Annotated in this window: 20 protein-coding genes and 1 other annotated feature; of the genes, 19 read left to right on the forward strand and 1 reads right to left on the reverse strand. The window is 38.7% G+C overall.

Annotated elements, in window-relative coordinates:
* From hemL to ysxE, 3 genes are all read left to right on the forward strand, one after another.
* Window positions 1-1,290: a glutamate-1-semialdehyde 2,1-aminomutase gene (hemL, locus tag AC1DEF_RS01110; RefSeq protein ID WP_097824641.1), complete on the forward strand. Its 1,290-nt coding sequence runs from the start codon at window positions 1-3 to the stop codon at window positions 1,288-1,290.
* A gap of 147 nt (window positions 1,291-1,437) precedes the next feature.
* Window positions 1,438-2,589 (forward strand): stage VI sporulation protein D, encoded by a 1,152-nt coding sequence (gene spoVID, locus AC1DEF_RS01115; protein WP_097824640.1) that lies wholly within the window; start codon window positions 1,438-1,440, stop codon window positions 2,587-2,589.
* Window positions 2,590-2,666: 77 nt separating this feature from the next.
* Window positions 2,667-3,716, forward strand: coding sequence for a spore coat protein YsxE (gene ysxE / locus AC1DEF_RS01120; protein ID WP_477727289.1), 1,050 nt, complete (start codon window positions 2,667-2,669; stop codon window positions 3,714-3,716).
* An 11-nt stretch (window positions 3,717-3,727) separates the two neighbouring features.
* Here the strand turns inward: ysxE and AC1DEF_RS01125 are convergent, their stop codons facing one another.
* Window positions 3,728-3,925 carry a hypothetical protein gene (locus AC1DEF_RS01125; RefSeq protein ID WP_013059354.1) on the reverse strand — a complete coding sequence of 66 codons (198 nt, stop codon included), beginning with the start codon at window positions 3,923-3,925 and terminating at the stop codon, window positions 3,728-3,730.
* Window positions 3,926-4,155: 230 nt separating this feature from the next.
* Window positions 4,156-4,400: a binding site (T-box leader), on the forward strand.
* Window positions 4,401-4,482: 82 nt separating this feature from the next.
* Between AC1DEF_RS01125 and AC1DEF_RS01130 the strand changes: the two genes are divergently transcribed.
* From AC1DEF_RS01130 to AC1DEF_RS01205, 16 genes are all read left to right on the forward strand, one after another.
* Window positions 4,483-7,125, forward strand: a complete 2,643-nt coding sequence (locus AC1DEF_RS01130) for a valine--tRNA ligase (protein WP_097824638.1) — start codon at window positions 4,483-4,485, stop codon at window positions 7,123-7,125.
* 96 nt (window positions 7,126-7,221) lie between these two features.
* Window positions 7,222-8,520: a bifunctional folylpolyglutamate synthase/dihydrofolate synthase gene (locus AC1DEF_RS01135; protein ID WP_477727290.1), complete on the forward strand. Its 1,299-nt coding sequence runs from the start codon at window positions 7,222-7,224 to the stop codon at window positions 8,518-8,520.
* 156 nt (window positions 8,521-8,676) lie between these two features.
* Complete coding sequence (locus AC1DEF_RS01140; protein WP_013059351.1) at window positions 8,677-9,234, forward strand: DUF420 domain-containing protein; 558 nt, start codon at window positions 8,677-8,679, stop codon at window positions 9,232-9,234.
* A 185-nt stretch (window positions 9,235-9,419) separates the two neighbouring features.
* Entirely contained in the window at window positions 9,420-9,611 is a 192-nt protein-coding gene (locus AC1DEF_RS01145) for a hypothetical protein (protein WP_097824636.1), read from the forward strand.
* The gene (locus AC1DEF_RS01150; RefSeq protein WP_097824635.1) at window positions 9,608-10,363 is read left to right on the forward strand and encodes a prepilin peptidase; all 756 of its coding nucleotides are present in this window, start codon (window positions 9,608-9,610) and stop codon (window positions 10,361-10,363) included. The genes AC1DEF_RS01145 and AC1DEF_RS01150 overlap by 4 nt, the downstream gene beginning before the upstream one ends.
* Before the next feature lie 118 nt (window positions 10,364-10,481).
* The gene (locus AC1DEF_RS01155) at window positions 10,482-11,555 is read left to right on the forward strand and encodes an SPOR domain-containing protein (RefSeq protein WP_097824634.1); all 1,074 of its coding nucleotides are present in this window, start codon (window positions 10,482-10,484) and stop codon (window positions 11,553-11,555) included.
* 110 nt (window positions 11,556-11,665) lie between these two features.
* Window positions 11,666-12,235, forward strand: a complete 570-nt coding sequence (locus tag AC1DEF_RS01160; RefSeq protein ID WP_097824633.1) for a Maf family protein — start codon at window positions 11,666-11,668, stop codon at window positions 12,233-12,235.
* Between the two features lie 15 nt (window positions 12,236-12,250).
* Complete coding sequence (gene radC, locus AC1DEF_RS01165; RefSeq protein WP_013059346.1) at window positions 12,251-12,937, forward strand: RadC family protein; 687 nt, start codon at window positions 12,251-12,253, stop codon at window positions 12,935-12,937.
* Window positions 12,938-13,166: 229 nt separating this feature from the next.
* A complete protein-coding gene (locus AC1DEF_RS01170) occupies window positions 13,167-14,192 on the forward strand; it encodes a rod shape-determining protein (protein ID WP_013059345.1) in 1,026 nt (341 codons plus the stop codon).
* Between the two features lie 19 nt (window positions 14,193-14,211).
* Window positions 14,212-15,093 (forward strand): rod shape-determining protein MreC, encoded by an 882-nt coding sequence (gene mreC, locus AC1DEF_RS01175; RefSeq protein ID WP_013059344.1) that lies wholly within the window; start codon window positions 14,212-14,214, stop codon window positions 15,091-15,093.
* Complete coding sequence (gene mreD, locus AC1DEF_RS01180) at window positions 15,093-15,611, forward strand: rod shape-determining protein MreD (RefSeq protein ID WP_013059343.1); 519 nt, start codon at window positions 15,093-15,095, stop codon at window positions 15,609-15,611. The genes mreC and mreD overlap by 1 nt, the downstream gene beginning before the upstream one ends.
* Before the next feature lie 116 nt (window positions 15,612-15,727).
* Window positions 15,728-16,411, forward strand: coding sequence for a septum site-determining protein MinC (minC, locus tag AC1DEF_RS01185; RefSeq protein WP_013059342.1), 684 nt, complete (start codon window positions 15,728-15,730; stop codon window positions 16,409-16,411).
* A gap of 2 nt (window positions 16,412-16,413) precedes the next feature.
* Window positions 16,414-17,214, forward strand: a complete 801-nt coding sequence (minD, locus tag AC1DEF_RS01190; protein WP_013059341.1) for a septum site-determining protein MinD — start codon at window positions 16,414-16,416, stop codon at window positions 17,212-17,214.
* Between the two features lie 120 nt (window positions 17,215-17,334).
* Window positions 17,335-18,117 (forward strand): M23 family metallopeptidase, encoded by a 783-nt coding sequence (locus AC1DEF_RS01195; protein WP_043976110.1) that lies wholly within the window; start codon window positions 17,335-17,337, stop codon window positions 18,115-18,117.
* Window positions 18,110-18,976 (forward strand): M50 family metallopeptidase, encoded by an 867-nt coding sequence (locus AC1DEF_RS01200; protein ID WP_052500270.1) that lies wholly within the window; start codon window positions 18,110-18,112, stop codon window positions 18,974-18,976. The genes AC1DEF_RS01195 and AC1DEF_RS01200 overlap by 8 nt, the downstream gene beginning before the upstream one ends.
* Window positions 18,977-19,057: 81 nt before the next feature.
* Window positions 19,058-20,527, forward strand: a complete 1,470-nt coding sequence (locus AC1DEF_RS01205; protein WP_097824632.1) for an Rne/Rng family ribonuclease — start codon at window positions 19,058-19,060, stop codon at window positions 20,525-20,527.
* Window positions 20,528-20,548: the final 21 nt, after the last annotated feature.

Genomic DNA, 20,548 nt, shown 5'->3' on the forward strand with positions numbered 1-20,548 from the left:
ATGAGAAGTTATGAAAAGTCAAAAGCAGCTTTTTTAGAAGCGCAGCAATTAATGCCGGGTGGAGTAAACAGTCCTGTTCGTGCATTTAAATCAGTAGATATGGATCCTATTTTTATGGAACGAGGAAAAGGCGCTACGATTTACGATATTGACGGCAACAAATATATTGACTACGTCTTATCATGGGGACCTTTAATTCACGGACATTCCAACGATCAAGTAGTTGAAGCAGTAAAAAAAGTAACGGAATCTGGTACAAGCTTTGGTGCACCAACATTAATTGAAAATGAGCTTGCTAAGGTTGTTATTGAGCGCGTTCCTTCAATTGAAATCGTCCGTATGGTGAGTTCAGGTACGGAAGCAACGATGAGCGCACTGCGTTTAGCACGTGGCTATACGGGCCGCAACAAAATTTTAAAATTTGAAGGCTGTTACCATGGACATGGTGACTCTCTTCTAATTAAAGCTGGCTCAGGCGTTGCAACGTTAGGCCTACCAGATAGCCCGGGAGTGCCTGAAGGAATCGCTAAAAACACGATTACAGTGCCGTACAATGATCTAGAAAGCGTACAATATGCTTTTAAAGAATTCGGAGATGACATTGCTGGAGTAATCGTTGAACCGGTAGCAGGAAATATGGGTGTGGTACCGCCTCAGCCAGGTTTCTTACAAGGGCTTCGTGATATCACATCAGAATATGGCTCACTGCTAATTTTTGATGAAGTAATGACAGGGTTCCGCGTAGCGTACAACTGTGCACAGGGATACTACAACATTATGCCTGACTTAACTTGCTTAGGAAAAGTAATCGGTGGCGGTTTACCAGTAGGTGCTTACGGTGGTAAAGCTGAAATTATGGAGCGAGTTGCACCAAGCGGCCCGATTTATCAAGCAGGTACATTATCAGGTAATCCGCTTGCGATGACAGCTGGATACGAGACGTTAACGCAGCTGACACCTCAATCCTACGATGAGTTCATTCGTAAAGCAGATCGCTTAGAAGAAGGATTGATGGCAGCAGCTGAAAAATATGATGTGCCGTTTACGGTAAACCGAGCTGGTTCAATGATCGGTTTCTTCTTTACAAACGAACAGGTAATAAATTACGAAACAGCGAAAACATCGAATTTAGATTATTTTGCAGCTTACTATCGTGAAATGGCTAATGAAGGCGTGTTTTTACCTCCTTCTCAATTCGAAGGAATGTTTTTATCAACTTCTCATACAGATGCAGACATTGAACATACAATTGCAGCAGCTGAAAAAGCCTTTTCGAAGTTACGTGGATAAACAGATAAATAAGATTGAATTTTATATCAAAGCTTACGGAGTATTCCGTAAGCTTTTTTAGTTTTAAAGACATATTTTAATTTATTTGTTCATACATCTTTAATGACCGCGCTATTACCTGGCGGGTGTTGGAAGGGGGAGAACAATTTGTCGCAGGATAATTTATCATGTCTGCGTTTTTCCGTAGAAGAATCAGTATGGTTTCAAAAAGGACAGGAAGTCTCACAACTTTTGTCTATCTCCTTAGAGCCTCAAGTATCTATTCAAGAATATGACCAATACGTGTCTATTCGAGGAGCATTACAATTAACAGGTGAATACGAAACGTACGAGGGAGAGCACTCGTTACGCGAATATACAAATGAGAATCAAGTGCAATCTATCTCTGTCCGTGAAGACGGAACGGCTGAATTATCACATCAATTTCCTGTTGATATTACCATTCCTAAAAATCGTATTCAAAGTATTGAAGACGTATATGTATCTATTGATTTATTTGATTATGAATTGCCAGACACAAATCAGCTGCAGCTAATGGCTGACTTGTCCATCACAGGATTGTACGGAGAACAGCATGAGGAACGAGAAGAAGAGGAAGAGTTTTCGGAGGAACAGCACATCGTCTCTTATGAAGAAGTGGACGATGGTGAAGAGGTATATACTGAAAACGTTGCTCAAGAAGAAGAAGAACAAGAGTTTGACGTAAGCTATCGTGAAGCTCCCGCACTTTTAGAGGCAGAGGCTATTGAAGAAGAGCATTCAGAAGAGCATTCAGAAGAGACCCCTAGTTATTTTTCATCTGTATTTAAAAAAGAATCTCGTGCTGAGCCGGTTGTGGAATATGAAGAGGAAGCATATGAACCATTTGAAGTCGAAGTGAAAAAAGAGGCCCAAATCGAGGAAGAAAGAGAAGACAATGTGATTGAACTGTTTCAGCTTCGTCAAGAGCAAGAAAGCTTCGAAGAATCGCAAGCTAGTGAATTGAATACGTATGCTGACGTTCAACAAGAGGCTAGGCAAGAAGAAGCTGAACAAGAAGAGGAAAAGATTATTGTTGAATTTCGGAAAGAAGAAAATGAAAGCGGCCGAAATGAAAACGCCCTTTATTTAACAAAGCTCTTTTCGCGGGAAGAAGAAGCTTTTTCAACGTGGAAGCTTTGTATTGTTCAAGACGGAGATTCGCTTGATACGATAGCAAACCGCTATAATACGAATGTACAAAACATTTTACGAGTGAATAATTTAGAAGATGAATATGAGCTGGAAGAAGGAAGCATCTTAAATATTCCCGTTCGTTAAAGTCGGAAAGAAAACAGTTTTGACGCATATAATGTCTTAACTGTTTTCTTTATTTTTTACGAGGAAGGAGAATATAGATGCAGCGGACAGTAGTAGACTACAAAGTATTGTTAAAAGAATATGACTTAGATGTTGACTTTATCGAAGACTACGGAAAAGTAAAAAAAGTCTATACGAAAACCGGCGTATTTGCGCTTAAAGAAATGGCGAATCATCAAGAACGAAATCAAAACTTCATTCAAAAGCTGCAGAACGTGTATCAAAAAGGATGGATGGGATTTGTCCCTATTTATCAAACAAAGCGTTCTCAACCCATTGTTTCAGATGAAAGCGGCTCGTATTACTTAATGCCGTGGCTCCCAAATAATCCGACCGAAGAGCGTGATATTCGATATCATAAATTATTTCAAGAGCTTGCTAAGCTTCACGGCGCTTCGGCGCAGGAAGTAGAAGTGAAAAAAGAAGATATAGAAAATCATTATACATCGATGAAAGAAACGTGGGAAAAACGTCAGGAAGAGCTGAAGCAGTATGTAGCAGAATGCGAGAAAAAAATCTATATGTCCCCGTTTGAATTGCATTACTGTACGTTTTATTATGAAATGACAAGAGCGCTTGAATTTGGTTTTGGAAAGCTCGATCAGTGGAACGATGAAATGGAAGAAAAGGAAAAGATCCGGCTGGTTACGTCTCATGGAAAGCTATCGGCTAAACATTTTATCTATGACGAACGGGGAAATGGTTTTTTTATTAATTTTGAACATGCAAAAGATGCTTCACCGATTTATGATTTGGTCTCATTTTATTTCCGTACTCTTCGCACATACCCAGTAACTACCTATGACAGCTATGAGTGGTTTAGTACGTATGAAAAACATTTTGCTCTCAGAGAAGAGGAACGGCTGCTTTTACACAGTTATTTGGCGTTTCCAGAACCCTTGTATCAGTGTATCGTTCAATATAGGCAGCATAAAGAAAGTAAAACAGAGCTTGAACATATGCAGTCATTTATTCGAGCATACTGGCTGACGAAAAACATTGAACAGCTCAATATTAAAATATTTGAAGTAGATCAGCAAAAAAAAATGGCAGCGGAAGCAGCTGCACAAGCCCAAGCGAACGAATAGCGCTTGGGTTTTTAAATCCAGTCCGAATATAAAGCAACCGCTAGTATGGCAAGCAGTGCCAACAACAGTACATCAAAGGTTGTAGGGAAAAATAGTGTACGTATACCTTGAAAAATTGTTAAAGGAACAATAAACTGTCCACAAGCCGCTCCTGCTGTTTTGAGCCACCGCTGCAGCTGATACGAATTTACATTTATTCGTTTCTTCATTTGTACATGCCCCTTTCAATCCACGTGCCCAGGTTAAAGTAAGTATATGAAAAAAGAAAGAAATGGTGTCATTTTTTTGAGCGGACTCTTCATTTTATTTCCAAAATTAGCGAGTGAATGAAAAAATAAAGAGCAGAACAAAAAAATTATGAATATAATCGTAAAAAAGTGGAGAAGATTATTGACGATTCAACATTTTTTCATATAGTATAATTAAGAGAAATTCATACATAAATACAGTGAATAGGAAGAGTACGGGATGTTCGTCTTTCAGAGAGAGAAATCAGCTGCTGTGAGATTTCTTAAGAATGTGCACTCGGAATGTCGCCTATGAGTAGCTTTTTTGAACAGCTGCATAGCTCAGTAGAAAAAGCCGGTTAATCAACCGTTATGAAATGAAGTGTATAGGCTTATCAAACGGGATACGTCTATAAAAAAAGGTGGTACCGCGAAATCAACTCCTTTCGTCCTTTTATTAGGAAAGGAGTTTTTTTATGTTTATAAAAGCTTTACACAGTTTCTAAAGACTGAAACTTTATATTATGGAGGTATACATTATGTCTGAAAAAGAAGTGACTCTTCCAACGAAGTATGATCCAAAAGCCGTTGAAGAAAATCGTTATCAGTATTGGTTAGACGGGAAGTTTTTTGAAGCAACAAATGACCCTGAAAAAGAGCCATATACAATTGTAATTCCACCCCCAAACGTAACGGGCAAGCTACATTTAGGCCACGCTTGGGATACAACGTTACAAGACATCTTAACGCGTATGAAGCGCATGCAAGGCTATGACGTTTTATGGCTTCCTGGCATGGACCATGCGGGGATTGCAACGCAGGCAAAAGTAGAAGAAAAGCTTCGCAGCGAAGGGAAAAGCCGCTACGATCTAGGCCGCGAAAATTTTGTAGCCGAAACATGGAAATGGAAAGAAGAATATGCAAGCTTTATTCGCCAGCAGTGGTCGAAGCTAGGACTTGGCTTAGACTATTCACGCGAGCGCTTCACGCTTGATGAAGGCCTTTCTAAAGCAGTGCGCGAAGTATTCGTAACGCTTTACAAAAAAGGGTTAATCTATCGCGGAGAATATATTATTAACTGGGATCCAGCTACAAAAACAGCTCTTTCAGACATCGAGGTTATTTACAAAGATGTACAAGGTGCGTTTTATCATATGCGCTATCCGTTGGCAGATGGTTCTGGACATATTGAAATCGCAACAACTCGTCCTGAAACAATGCTAGGAGATACGGCTGTAGCTGTTCACCCTGAAGATGATCGTTATAAGCACTTAATCGGCAAAAAGGTTGTCCTTCCGATTGTAGGTCGTGAAATTCCAATCGTAGGCGATGATTATGTAGATATGGAATTCGGTTCTGGTGCGGTGAAAATTACGCCTGCTCATGACCCGAACGATTTTGAAATTGGAAACCGCCATAATTTAGAGCGTATTTTAGTGATGAATCAGGACGGTACGATGAATGACAAAGCAGGTAAATATGAAGGAATGGATCGTTTTGCTTGCCGTAAGCAAATTGTTAAAGACCTTCAAGAAGACGGTGTATTGTTCAACATTGAAGACCACATGCATTCAGTAGGTCACAGTGAACGAAGCGGTGCCGTTGTTGAACCTTATTTATCAACTCAATGGTTTGTAAAAATGCAGCCGTTAGCAGATAAAGCAGTAGATCTTCAAAAGCAAGAAGAAAAAGTAAACTTCGTGCCTGATCGTTTTGAAAAGACATACTTACACTGGATGGAAAATATTCGCGACTGGTGTATTTCGCGTCAGCTTTGGTGGGGACATCGCATTCCAGCTTGGTATCATAAAGAAACTGGAGAAGTATACGTAGATCATGAGGCTCCAGCAGATATCGAAAACTGGGAACAAGATTCAGATGTATTAGATACATGGTTCAGTTCAGCGCTATGGCCATTCTCAACAATGGGCTGGCCCGATGTGGATGCAGCTGATTTCAAACGCTACTACCCAACAAACGTGCTTGTAACAGGCTACGATATTATTTTCTTCTGGGTATCTCGTATGATTTTCCAAGGTCTTGAATTTACGGGTAAACGTCCGTTTGACGATGTACTCATTCACGGTCTTGTACGAGATGCTGAAGGTCGTAAAATGAGTAAATCACTTGGTAACGGTGTAGACCCAATGGAAGTAATCGAGAAATACGGTGCAGATTCTCTTCGCTACTTCTTATCTACAGGAAGCTCACCAGGACAAGATTTACGCTTCAGCTTTGAAAAAGTCGAAGCGACGTGGAACTTTGCAAATAAAATTTGGAATGCTTCTCGTTTTGCATTAATGAACATGGACGGCATCACATTTGAAGAGCTTGATTTATCAGGCGAAAAGTCAGTTGCTGATAAATGGATTTTAACGCGCTTAAATGAAACGATTGAGCACGTAACAAAATTAGCTGACAAATATGAATTCGGTGAAGTTGGACGCATTCTCTATAACTTTATTTGGGATGATTTCTGCGATTGGTACATTGAAATGGCTAAACTTCCTCTTTACGGAGAAGATGAAGCAGCTAAAAAGACAACTCGCTCAATTTTAGCTTATGTACTTGATAATACAATGCGACTTTTACATCCATTCATGCCGTTTATTACCGAAGAAATTTGGCAAAGCTTGCCGCATGAAGGCGAATCGATTACAGTAGCTAAATGGCCGGAAGTACGCCCTGAGCTTTCTGATAAAGAAGCTGCTAACGATATGCGTTTACTTGTAGATATTATCCGTGCTGTTCGTAACATTCGTGCTGAAGTGAACACGCCGATGAGCAAACAAGTAAAATTATTTATCAAAGCTAAAGATGAAAATATTCAAAACCAGCTTGAAAAGAACCGTGCGTATGTAGAACGTTTCTGTAATCCAAGTGAGCTTGTGATTTCAACAGATGTTTCATTAGATGAAAAAGCAATGACTGCTGTTGTAACAGGCGCAGAATTAATTTTACCTCTTGAAGGTTTAATTAATATTGAAGAAGAAATCGCGCGTTTAGAAAAAGAATACGACAAGTTAAACAAAGAAGTAGAACGTGTACAAAAGAAATTAAACAACCAAGGCTTTATTGCAAAAGCGCCTGCTAAAGTAGTAGAAGAAGAGCGTGCAAAAGAGCAGGATTATGTTGAAAAACGCGAAGCTGTTCAGTCTCGTATTGCTGAATTACGCGGATAATCGACGGGTTAATGAACCAACAGAAAAAGCGTGGCTTGTATAGCGACGCTTTTTCTCTACATAATAATAGCGATGGAAAAGAAAGGTGAATAAAAGATGATAACGACATATGAAGAAGCGCTTGATTGGATTCATAACAGACTTCGCTTTGGAATCAAGCCGGGGTTAGAACGAATGGAATGGATGCTAGAGCAGCTTGATTTTCCGCAGCAAAATCTAAATGCTATTCATGTTGCTGGGACGAATGGTAAAGGTTCTACCGTTTCTTATTTGCGAAACATGTTAGAAGAAGCAGGGTATAAAGTTGGAACGTTTACTTCTCCTTATATCGAAACATTTAATGAGCGGATCAGCGTGAATGGACAGCCTATTTCAAATGAAGCAATGACCGCTCTTGTTCAGGAAATAAAGCCTGTTGTGGAGCGACTAGAACATACAAGCTTAGGATCAGCAACGGAATTTGAAGTGATTACAGTCATGGCTTTTCTTTATTTCGGCTATCATGAGTCAGTTGACTATGCTGTGTTTGAAACAGGTCTTGGAGGACGATATGACTCAACAAACGTTGTGAATCCTATGGTGAGTATTATTACAAACATTGGATTTGATCACATGGCAATACTAGGTGATACGGTAGAAGAAATTGCAGCAGAAAAAGCGGGGATTATTAAAAAAGAAGTCCCTATTATTACCGGTGCAGAGCAAGTGAAGGCGCTTGATGTCATTACTGAAGAAGCAAAGTCAAAGCATGCTTCGTTATTTGTGTTAGGAAAAGATTTTGACATTAAAAACTATGAGCCATTAGCAAATGGAGAAGGCTTTGCGTTAAAAACGCCGTATGGCACATTTGAACATTTAGAATTAAATATGCTTGGCTATCATCAAGTGAAAAATGCAGCTTTGGCTCTCATGGCCGTTTGTTATTTAAAAGAAAAGAAAAAGCTTTCTATCTCCAATGAGCAAATGATAAAAGGGATTCAGCATACAAAGTGGAACGGCCGCTTTGAGATAGTAAATGAGCATCCTTTAACGATTATTGATGGGGCTCATAATGCAGAAGGCATTGATAGCTTGTTATCTACTTTACGCCTTCATTATGAAAATCGAAACATTCATTTAATTTTCAGCTGCTTAAATGATAAAAGTGCTGATCGAATGGTTCAAGAACTTGAAACAATCGCTACAAGTATTACATTTACGTCGTTTGACTTTCCTCGTGCTCGCGCAGCTGGGGAGCTTTATGAGATGAGTACTCATCATAATAAACATATGGATGAAGAGTGGAAAAAAGCAATTGCTTACGTAAAGGAAAAGGCGACAGGTGAACAAGACATGGTCGTGATTACAGGGTCTCTGTATTTTATATCAGAAGTAAGGGCTTTTCTTCTAAAATGAGCAAAAGCAGCAAGTGAAATCTTGCTGCTTTTAACATAATGTGAGGAAGGGATACGGATAATAAGGAAGCACTAAGTTCAAAGTATTGTCACTTTCACCCCCTAGGTAAGTGATATATAATAAACATGTACATCACTAAATAAGGAGATTGTTAACATGAGTAAGAATAATGAAAAAATTGTACCAAAAAGTAATAAAAACTTTACCGGTATTATTCTTACCTTTTCAGTGATAGCGAATGTTATTATTTTACTGCTATTCTTTTCGAATATTGGCTATCAAGGAAAAGTAAGTTTTGATTTGACTATCTTTCCACGGTTAAATGCTATTTTGAATAGTTTTACGTTTATTTTTTTAGTTGCAGCGTTGATTTCAATTTTTAGGAAAAATATTAATGCTCATAAAGGTTTTATTTTAGCAGCATTCACTTCCACACTGCTCTTTTTAGTTTCATATTTAACATTCCATTACATTTCCACAGAAACAGCTACGTTCGGTGGAGAAGGAATCGTTCGTCCCATTTACTTCTTCATTTTGATCACACACAGTTTCCTAGCAGCGATTATTGTTCCGCTGGCACTGTTTGCACTTGTGTGGGGCTGGACAATGCAAGTTGAAAAACACAAAAAAATTGTGCGATGGACAATGCCAATCTGGCTTTATGTAAGTCTTACAGGTGTAATTGTCTACTTATTTATGGCTCCTTACTATTAAAAGACGTCTGCTTTTGCAGACGTTTTTTTATGCTGTTTTTGTTTTTTAGTGGTATAATCCTTATTACCTATAAAAAGTGTGTTTTAAGGAAGGAGGCATACAGAATATTACTTTTATGGGTATTATGATTCAGTTTATTAACCAAGGAGCTGTTTGATACTAATCAATAAAGGAGAGATATTGAAATGGATAAACTGTCAACGAGGAATAAAGGAATTTCTCTAATGAAAGTGATCGTACTGGTTATCGTAATAGGTCTTCTTGCAGCTTTTCTCATTCCGTTTCTTGGCAGCTATTTAAGGGAACGAGATACATTCCTTCACTCAAAAGAAAACCTACAATTAAGCAGCAGGCCTGAGATGGAAGAAATAGTATGAGTTTAATTTACCTCTATGCCTTTGTTTCAGGTATCACGTTAGGTTCATTTTATAACGTAGCAGGACTTAGAATACCTCAGAAAAAATCTATTTTATCTCCAAGATCCCATTGTCCACACTGTTTATACGTTCTTTCTCCACAACAATTAATTCCCATAGTCTCCTACATTAAAAATGCAGGAAAATGTAGTATGTGTCACAAAAAAATCTCCTTCATCTACCCATTCATAGAATTTTCGACAGGAAGTTTATTTGTATATGCTTTTTTTAGATTGAATATGACGTTAGAACTGATTGTCATATTAACCTTTGTTTCTTTTTTAACAATTATAGTTGTCTCAGACATAGCCTATATGATTGTCCCAAATAAGGTGCTGCTTTTCTTTTTGCCTATCTTTCTACTTGAGCGTCTTTTCATTCCATTAAATTCGTGGAGTGATTCCTTAATGGGAGGAGGAATCGCATTTTTTCTCCTCTTTCTAATCGCATTTCTCAGCAGAGGAGGGCTTGGAGAAGGAGATATTAAACTGTATGCTTTGATTGGTATTGTGCTTGGAGTAAAGCTTGTTTTGCTATCGCTTTTTTTAGCTATATTAATAGGCGGAATCGTTAGTATAGGAGCGTTATTAATGAAAAAGGCAAAGGTAGGTGTACCAATTCCTTTCGTTCCATTTATTTTTATAGGCACAATCGCTGCTTATTTTCATGGAAACGAATTGATAGATTGGTATGTTAGCAACTATTTTTATTGAGCTTCAAGTCTTCGACAAATTTAAAATTTCTGTAACTAAATAGCGAAAACCTTTTGTAACAAGACGACAAATGTCTTGTTATTTTTTTTTTCTTCTATGATAGCATGGAAAAAAGTGTATGTTTTATGTCGGTTTACCTCAGCTTGCAACCGGTACTAAGACTACGTTAACTAAAGGCGGTGGGGCAGTGGACAAGCAGGAACGAAAAGTTTCAATTAAAATCAACGGTCAATCCAAGGAAGAACAAGTGCCAGAAAAAGACGAGTTTACGTGGGTTCTTCCGGAACCGGGATCCACAGATTCTCATGTGGAAGAAAATAAAGTGGTGTTTATTGAAGATGTAAGAAATGAAAAAAAGAAAAAGCCGCGATTACATCCTAAAAATGTTTCGATTAAAACGGTAAGCGGCGGTGTGATCAAACGAACAGCTGTGATTGTACTGCTAGCAGTTGGAATAGGCAGCGGCATCGGTATGGTTGGTGTGAAAATGATGACAGGAAGCGAACAGCCTGTAAGTAAAGCACAAACAAGTGAGCAAACGAAAGAAGAAAAAACTTCTCAAACAGCGTCTACCACTGAAAGTGTTGGTAAAGCTGAAAAGAAAAGCGAACAGGAATCGAAGGGGACATCAGCTGCTGTTTCTACTTTAGAACCTTTTTCCTTTTACATTGTTCAAGCAGGTGCTTTTTCATCAAAAACTGCTGCAAATAAAGCAATGGATAAATGGAAAGAAGAGAACGAAGCAGGCGAGATCTTTTCACCTAAAACCTATTCTCTTGTCGTTGGTGCTGCCACTGGAGAAGAAAAAGCGAACGCACTTAGTAAAACTTATAAACAACAAGGTAAAGATGTATATGTAAAGTCTTATGAAATTAAGCCCACTAGCGAATTAGGGAAAAAAGATCAAACGGTTATAACAACAGCGCAGCCGTTTATGGCTAATCTCTTAGATCAATCTGTTAAAGCGATTGAAGGACAGCGGGTAGCCGATATCAAATCTCTGAAAAAAGAGCTGACAAAAGTTCAGAAAGAAGCGTCAAATGAAGACATTAAAACCATGGTGAGCACCCTTCAAAAAGCTGCTGCTTCTCTTTCTTCATATGAAGACAATAAAAGCAGTAAAGATGCTTGGCTTGCTCAGCGATACGTGTTAAAAGCTCTTCAGCAGTATGAAAGCCTTGTAACGTCTTAACAAGTGAGGTAGTGTAATGCTGCCTCACTTGTTTATTGTCATTTGGAGATGAAATTGCTAAAATAACGGTGTGTCCTTCTTTTTTAAATCAAAATGCAAAGGTGAGATGTATGAAACAAACATTAATTTTAGCCTCAGGCTCTCCTCGTCGAAAAGAATTACTTCAGCAGCTTCACATTCCCTTTACGGTTCACGTTAGTACAATTGAAGAAATCGTCAATCCATTATACACTCCGTCCGAGGTAGTAATGGATTTAGCTAGGCAAAAAGCAGTGGACGTCGCTTCGCATCATAAAGAGGATATTGTCCTAGGTGCCGATACAGTTGTCGTATATGGCAATCGTATTTTAGGAAAGCCAAAAACGAACCAAGAAGCGATTAAAACACTTACGATGCTGTCAGGTCAAAAACATCAGGTATTAACTGGAGTAGCGTTCGTATCAAATGCAAAAGTTCATACGTTTTATGAACAAACAGATGTAGAGTTTTGGCCGATTGAACAAGATGAAATCGTACAGTACGTAGAGTCAGGAGAGCCTATGGATAAGGCTGGTTCTTATGGAATTCAAGGTCTCGGTGCTGCGCTAGTTAAAAAAATTGAAGGAGACTATTTCTCCGTGGTGGGCTTGCCGCTCTCCCGAACAATACGTGAGCTAAAACAATACGGTTTCGTTTACTAAAAAGGAGTGGCGAAATTGGATCAATCATTGTTAATTAAAGATTTTCCTCAAGATGAAAGACCTCGAGAGCGCCTGGTGTCAATGGGTGCTTCTAGTCTTTCTAACCACGAGCTTATTGCTATTTTGCTGCGCACTGGAACCAAAGATGAATCTGTTCTTCAGCTGTCCAATCGCATATTAACGCATTTTGAAGGTCTTCAACTTTTGCAGCATGCATCGCTTGATGAAATGATGAATATTAAAGGTATCGGACCTGCAAAAGCAATTCAAATTATAGCGGCTATTGAAATAGGTAAGAGGATTGTACAGCGGAAATCTAGTCAGCGATATACCATTCATGGCCCTGAAGACGGAGCTAATTATGTGATGGAAGAAATGCGCGTGCTGTCTCAAGAGCATTTCGTCTGTTTATACCTCAACACGAAAAATCAAGTTCTCCACAAGCAAACCATTTTTATCGGAAGCCTCAATTCATCTATTGTCCATCCAAGAGAAGTATTTAAAGAAGCCTTTCGTCGTTCAGCTGCATCCCTTATTTGTATTCATAATCATCCCTCCGGCGACCCTACTCCCAGCAGAGAAGATATAGAGGTAACGAAGCGCTTAAAAGAGTGCGGATTTATCATAGGAATTGAATTGTTAGATCATTTAATTATCGGAGATCGAAAATATATTAGTTTAAAAGAAAAAGGATACATGTAAGGCTATGCTTTTTAAAATCCTTGGGTTATAATAGTAGTCATGATTTTAAATGACAAGTTCTTTACAATCATTCGTTATTAATAGACAAAGTATGACTTTTTATCATACAATATTTGGCGTTGACATCTATGAAAAAAGTATAGAAAATAAAAAATGTTACTTATGAAATGAAGAAATTGAATTATGGAATTTTTACCTTTGCATTTTGGTAAGAGAAAGGAAGAGACACATGTTTGGAATCGGTACTAGAGACCTTGGAATAGATTTGGGTACTGCAAATACGCTCGTTTATGTAAAAGGAAAAGGAATTGTTGTGCGTGAGCCGTCTGTTGTGGCTTTGCAAACTGATACAAAACAAATCGTTGCGGTAGGTAACGATGCAAAAAATATGATTGGTCGTACCCCTGGGAACGTAGTAGCCCTTCGTCCAATGAAAGATGGAGTTATTGCAGATTACGAAACAACTGCGACGATGATGAAATATTACATCAATCAAGCTCAAAAAACAAAAAGTTTGTTTGCGGGTAAGCCGTATGTAATGGTTTGTGTACCTTCTGGCATTACAGCTGTTGAGAAACGTGCCGTTATTGATGCGACTCGTCAGGCTGGCGCGCGTGATGCGTATACAATTGAAGAACCGTTTGCTGCAGCAATCGGCGCCAATCTACCGGTTTGGGAGCCAACGGGAAGTATGGTAGTAGATATTGGCGGAGGAACAACAGAAGTTGCGATTATTTCTTTAGGAGGAATCGTAACATGTCAGTCAATCCGTATCGCTGGGGACGAGATGGATGAAGCGATTATTCAATATATTCGCAAGAATTACAATTTAATGATCGGTGAGCGTACGTCAGAAGCATTAAAAGTAGAAGTCGGTTCTGCCGGAATTCCTGAAGGTATTGAAAACATGGAAATTCGCGGACGTGACTTACTAACAGGTCTACCGAAAACAATCGAAATTTCAGCAGAAGAAATTGCAGAAGCGCTAAAAGATACAGTGGCTTCTATTGTAGATTCAGTAAAAAGTACATTAGAAAAAACACCACCTGAACTTGCGGCAGATATTATGGATCGCGGTATTGTATTAACAGGCGGTGGCGCATTGCTACGTAATTTAGATAAAGTTATTAGTGAAGAAACAAATATGCCGGTTGTCATCGCAGAAGATCCGCTTGACTGTGTTGCAATTGGAACTGGTAAAGCGTTAGAACACATTGATTTATTTAAAAATCGTACAAGCGATTCATATCGCTAAATATTAAGAGGTGTAGATCGTGCCACAATTTTTCTTAAATAAACGTTTAGTTATTTTATTAGTCAGTATTATTGTATTAGTGGCATTGATTGGTTTTTCGTTAAATGGTCGTAAAAATGTAACGTGGCCTGAACAGTTTGTCAAAGATACGGTTGGTCTTGTTCAGGCTACCTTTAATGAACCCGCACAATTTGTAGCGGGTTTCTTTCAGAATGTAGGTGACTTAAAGCGTACATACGAAGAAAACGAGGTATTAAAAGCCCGTTTAGACGAACGCATGCAATTAGAAACGAAAGCCAACGCTTTGCAGCAAGAAAATAAAAAATTAAGAGCACAGCTCGACAAAAAAACGGATTTAAGTCAATACAACCCAATCGAAGCAACAGTTATTGCTCGTAATCCAGACCGTTGGCATGAGGTAATTGCCATTGATAAAGGGACGGTTCATAATGTGCAGGAAAATATGGCTGTTATGACTCCTGAAGGGCTGATTGGTAAAGTGAAGCATGCATCTAAGTTCACATCTACTGTGCAGTTAATTAGTTCATCAGATCGTACAAACCGTGTATCTGCTAAAATTCAGGCTAAAAAAGAAGTGTTTGGTTTAATTGAAGGCTATGATGATAAAGAACAGGCGCTTGTTATGCGTCGTATTCCATTTGATGCTGATATTAAAGAAAAGCAAAAAGTAGTAACGTCTGGTTTAGGACAAGAAGACGGCATTTTCCCTAGCAATCTTCCAATTGGCGTTATCACAAAAATTGAGCCTGATGAATATGGATTAACGAAAAAAGCTTATATCAAACCTGCTGCTGACTTGTATGACTTAGATAACGTAGTTGTAGCTAAAAGAAGTGCCCCCGCTGCTGAAGACGATTTAGGGGCGGAGGAGGCTAACTGATGAAGCGGTTTGTCCTTCCTATTCTCGTGCTTGTCGTTTTTATGTTTGAAAGTATCTTTGTTAATTTTGTCGCCATGGCATCACCATGGCGAGACTGGATTCTATCGCCTCACTTTGTTGTAGTGGTACTGGCTTTTATGTCAGTGTATTATCACCCAAAGCAAGCGATGCTATATGGGGTAATCCTTGGATTCATGTATGATATTGCCTTTACGGATGTCTTAGGAGTATACGCGCTTGGATTGCCGGCCGTATGCTATATCGTATCAAAACTAATGAAGATTTTTCAGCAAAATACGCTTATCGTAATCTGCATGTCGCTATTAGCTGTAGCCATTATTGAGTTTTATGTATATGGAATTAATAGCATTATTAATATATCCGATATGACCATTGGTCGCTTCTTGCAAGAGCGATTTTACGCAACCATCATTTTAAATGCCATATTTGCACTCATTTTTGCATTTCCGCTTCAAAGATGTTTTCAATATTTTGCTAAATTTATCGATGAACGCTGATCGGAACATACATTACGCTTCTCGTTCATGATAGGATAAAAATGCTGATTGAAGAAACGAAAAAAAGGAATTGAGTAAGTCTCTGTCGAAATTATATATTCGTTGAGGTGAGCGTCTTGAATAAACAAAAGCAACAAAATGTGACAATTAAAGGAACAAAAGATGGATTAACGTTGCATCTCAATGATACATGTTCATTTGCAGAGCTTTTGACGGAACTTAAGACGAAGCTTTTGACAAATAAGCATGGCGATGCCGATCAGATCGTCACAGTGTATGTCAAAATCGGAAATCGTTATTTAACTACAGAGCAGGAAACCGAATTGAAGGCGCTCATAGAAGAAAATCAGTATTTAGTAGTTAAACAAATTGATAGTAACGTTATTTTAAAGCAAGATGCAGTCCGCGTAAGAGAAGAAAGTGAATTAGTATCTGTTACAAAGGTAGTTCGTTCAGGACAGGTTCTCCATGTAGAAGGCGATTTGCTTCTAGTCGGAGACGTAAATCCCGGAGGAACCGTTGTAGCTGGAGGAAATTTATTTGTATTAGGTGCTTTAAAAGGGATTGCTCATGCAGGATATCGCGGCAATAAAAACGCCGTTATTGCTGCATCGTTAATGAAACCTTCACAGCTGCGCATTGCTGATATTATTACCCGATCAGAAGAAGAGCGCAGTGAGAAGGAAGAGAATATAATGGAATGTGCATACTTAGATGATAATGATCAAATGGTAATAGATCGCGTGCAAACTTTACCGCATCTAAGACCGAATTTGACCAGGGTAGAAAGGAGAATTTGACAGTGGGAGAGGCTATTGTTGTTACGTCTGGTAAAGGTGGAGTTGGAAAAACAACGACATCAGCCAATTTAGGTACTGCTCTAGCATTAGCTGGAAAGCGGGTGTGTCTAGTAGACACTGATATCGGCTTACGCAACTTGGATGTTGTAATGGGGCTTGAAAATCGTATTATTTATGATCTTGTAGACGTGGTAGAAGGTCGATGCCAACCGCAAAAAGCCTTGATTAAGGACAAGCGTTTTGAATGTTTGTACTTACTTCCTGCTGCTCAAACGAGTGACAAAACAGCTGTTCAACCAGAACAAATGCGAGAGTTAGTTCTTCAGTTAAAGCAAGACTATGACTATGTGGTTATTGATTGCCCAGCTGGTATTGAACAAGGCTATAAGAACGCCGTAGCTGGCGCTGATAAGGCACTCGTTGTGACAACACCGGAAGTTTCAGCTGTTCGTGATGCTGACCGTATTATTGGATTATTGGAGCAAGAGGATATCGAGTCTCCAAAACTGGTTATTAACCGAATCCGTAGTCATATGATGAAAAATGGAGACATGCTGGACGTGGAAGAAATTTCTCAGCTTCTAGCTGTTGATTTAATTGGAATCGTTGCTGACGATGAAAATGTTATTCGTGCTTCTAACAACGGTGAACCAATTGTCATGGACCCATCAAGCAAAGCATCAATTGCATATCGTAATATTGCAAGACGTATTCTAGGTGAAACGGTTCCTCTTCAATCGTTAGATGAAGAAGATAAGGGAATGTTTGCACGTATTAAACGATTCTTTGGTGTTCGTTCTTAAAAAGCTTCCGATAGAGGAAGCTTTTTTTATTTGTTTGATTTTGTAGAGTCAAGCTGTCATAAGCTCCACGGACAAGTCATATAGTTGATTATACGATAAGAACAAGGAGAATGATGAATCATGAATCGACGTGCTGATGAAATCCGTAAACGAATTGCTGAGCGTAAGCGAAAACAATTAAATACAACAAAGCGTCTTCCTCAAGAACCTCTTCATACGTCCTTAATGAGTGAAGAAGAAAAATATGGATCGATGGATTATTCTGCGGTTGAATACACACCATCAGCAAAGGAATATCACCCGTTATTTCGAAAAGAACGCTTTTTATTTAAAATTTTAGCTTCAGCCTGCTTAGTGTTAATTGTAGGGATTATGTTCAAGAACGCTTCTCCTACTTTTGAACATGCCAGAGTGGTGGTTCAACAAACAATGGATAAAGAATTTCAGTTTGCAGCTGTTTCCTCCTGGTACGAAGATAAGTTTGGGAAGCCGTTAACGCTATTGCCGAATAAACAGTCTAGCAAAACGGAGCAAAGTGTAAGCGGAGAATATGCTACTCCAGCTTCAGGGAAAGTAACGGAAACATTTGCTCAAAGTAAGCAAGGCGTGACGGTTCAAACGGGAGTGGATTCGGTTGTAGAAGCAATGAGTGAAGGTATCGTAAGGTATGTAGGGAAACGTGATGATACTGGGAATACCGTTATTATTCAACATGCCGATGGAACCGAAACTTGGTATGGACAGCTCAAAAAAATCAATGTTAGTATGTATGATTTTGTGAATAAAGGCAAAGAAGTAGGAATTGTGGAAAACAGTAAAAAAGGCGATGCTGGAACATTCTATTTTGCTATTAAAAAAGGCGATAAGTTTGTTGATCCTAGTCAGGTGATTCAATTTGAATAGTGCTTTTTCGTTATTGATGAAAATTCACATTCATCCATTGTTTTGGGGGATTTTCGTAATTGGTATCTTAACGGCTACGGTAAAGCAGCTTTTTTTGTTATTTATTATTGTAATTATTCATGAACTGGGCCACGCCGTAGCGGCTCAGTGTTTTTCTTGGCGGATTCGCAGAATTATGCTCTTACCTTTTGGGGGAGTAGCAGAAGTAGATGAACATGGGAATCGTCCATTTCGAGAAGAGTTTATTGTGATAATAAGTGGACCTCTTCAGCATCTCTGGATGTTTGGAGCTGCTTTCTTATTAATGAAAATAAATGTGTTGTCTTTGGAAACGTATGAGCAATTTATGTTTCAATGCACGGTGATTTTACTGTTTAATCTTTTGCCCATTTGGCCATTGGACGGAGGGAAGCTGCTTTTTTTAATTTGCAGTCGGTCTTTACCATTTTTAGAAGCGCATAAGCTTGCGCTCCGGTTATCAACGTTTTTTTTAGCTGTCGGTATTATTTATGCCGTCATTATGCATCCTTTTCAGCTGCACTTATGGATTGTTATTTCATTTTTAATTATATCCGGATATTTAGAATGGAAGAGCAGGCAATTTGTCTACATGCGCTTTTTGTTGGAGAGATATCATGGCAAAGAGCATCCAATTGGAGCTTTAAAAACACTAAGTGTATCAACCAGTGAGACGCTCCATCAAGTTCTGCAAAAATTCCAAAGAGGTTGTAAGCATATGATTATTGCTACATCTCAAACAGGCGAGCATGTACAAATTGATGAAAATGAACTTTTACACGCTTACTTTGTAGAAAAAAGAACAAATAGCCAACTAGACGAACTTGTAACAGTTTATTGATTTCTAGTAACATAGAATAGAATGAAAAAGTTCGGTGCACTGACCGAACTTTTTCCTATGAATTTAGATTAAAGTGAGGCAATGTATGTGAAGGCATGTATTATTAACGCGGCTACTTCTTCAAAACGTATAGCCGTGATAAACGATAAAGCACTAGAAAAAATCTATTTACAAGAACAAAGCGAGAATCAGATTATTGGTGATATATATTGGGGTAAAGTAGTAAAAGTACTACCGCATATGCAAGCAGCCTTTATCGATATCGGTTTATCAATGAACGGATTTATTCATCGAAATGAACTTGTATCCTATCAGCAGTCAGAGAATCCTCACAAAGATCAGCAGCCGATGTCTGCTTTTATCCGTGAAGGAGAAAAAGTATTGGTTCAAGTTGTAAAAGAAGGCATTGGGACAAAAGGGCCCAAGCTGACGGGTATCATTGAATTTTCTTCTGATGAGCTTGTATATTTACCGCACGGAAACTATGTCGCTGTATCCAAAAAAATAGCTGAGCCAAAACGACAACAGTGGAAACAGCTTGGTGAGCGGTTAAAACAAGGGATGGAAGGCTTTTTATTTCGAACAGCGATTGCAGAAAAATCAGAAGCCGCGGTCCAACATAAAATAAAAGAGCTACAGAAAAAATATGAGCGCCTTGAACGACAGACACAGGGAATGAAAGCTCCTGCCCTAGTCAGCAAAGGACAAGATTTTCTCGAAACAAGAGTGGAAGCTGCACTTCAACAAGGAATTGATGGGATAGTAGTAGATGACTTCGACCTATATCAGCATCTTCAAACTACCTACCCTAACTCGTCAATAGAGTACTATAAAGGAAATGAAAATATTTTCTCTTTTTACGATGTGGAACGGCAAATAGAGAAGCTTTTAAAGCGAATCGTGTGGCTCAAAAGCGGAGGCTATATCGTTATTGACGAAACGGAAGCGATGACGGTCGTGGATGTGAACACGGGGAAGTTTTCAGGAAAAGATAATATTCGAAAGACAATGCTTCAAACAAATATGGAAGCTGCGTATGAACTGTCCAAACAGATGCAATTACGTCACTTAGGCGGCATGATCTTAATTGATTTTATAAATATGCCTCATAAAGAAGATCGGACAGAAGTAGAAAGATACATGAAAAAGCTATGTGAACAAGATGAAGTGCGGACGAATGTAGTTGGCTTTACAGAGCTTGGCATATTGCAATTAACGCGGAAGAAAGTGCGCAATAGTATTGGATCAACATTAACTATGCCTTGTGAAGTATGTGAAGGAACCGGTAAAATGATTGATTCCAAAACGGCTGCTTTTCAAATTGAACGTGTAATTTGGGAACATCGCGGCGCGGAAGAAGAGGCTATTTGGATTGAGGCGCGAAGTGATGTTATAAATGAAATGAAGGCTCAAGGATTTCTCAACGCTTTAGAGAAAATGGTAAAAAAAACCGTATATCTTACGCCAAGCGATGATTATACAAACGCATTTGTTTTGCGTCAATTGGGGTCGAATGAGCAGATCCAAAAAAGGGTCTCTGCTTCTATATAAAATTTTAGAAGAAAACATGAA

The organism is Priestia sp. 10L35 (assembly GCF_056395685.1).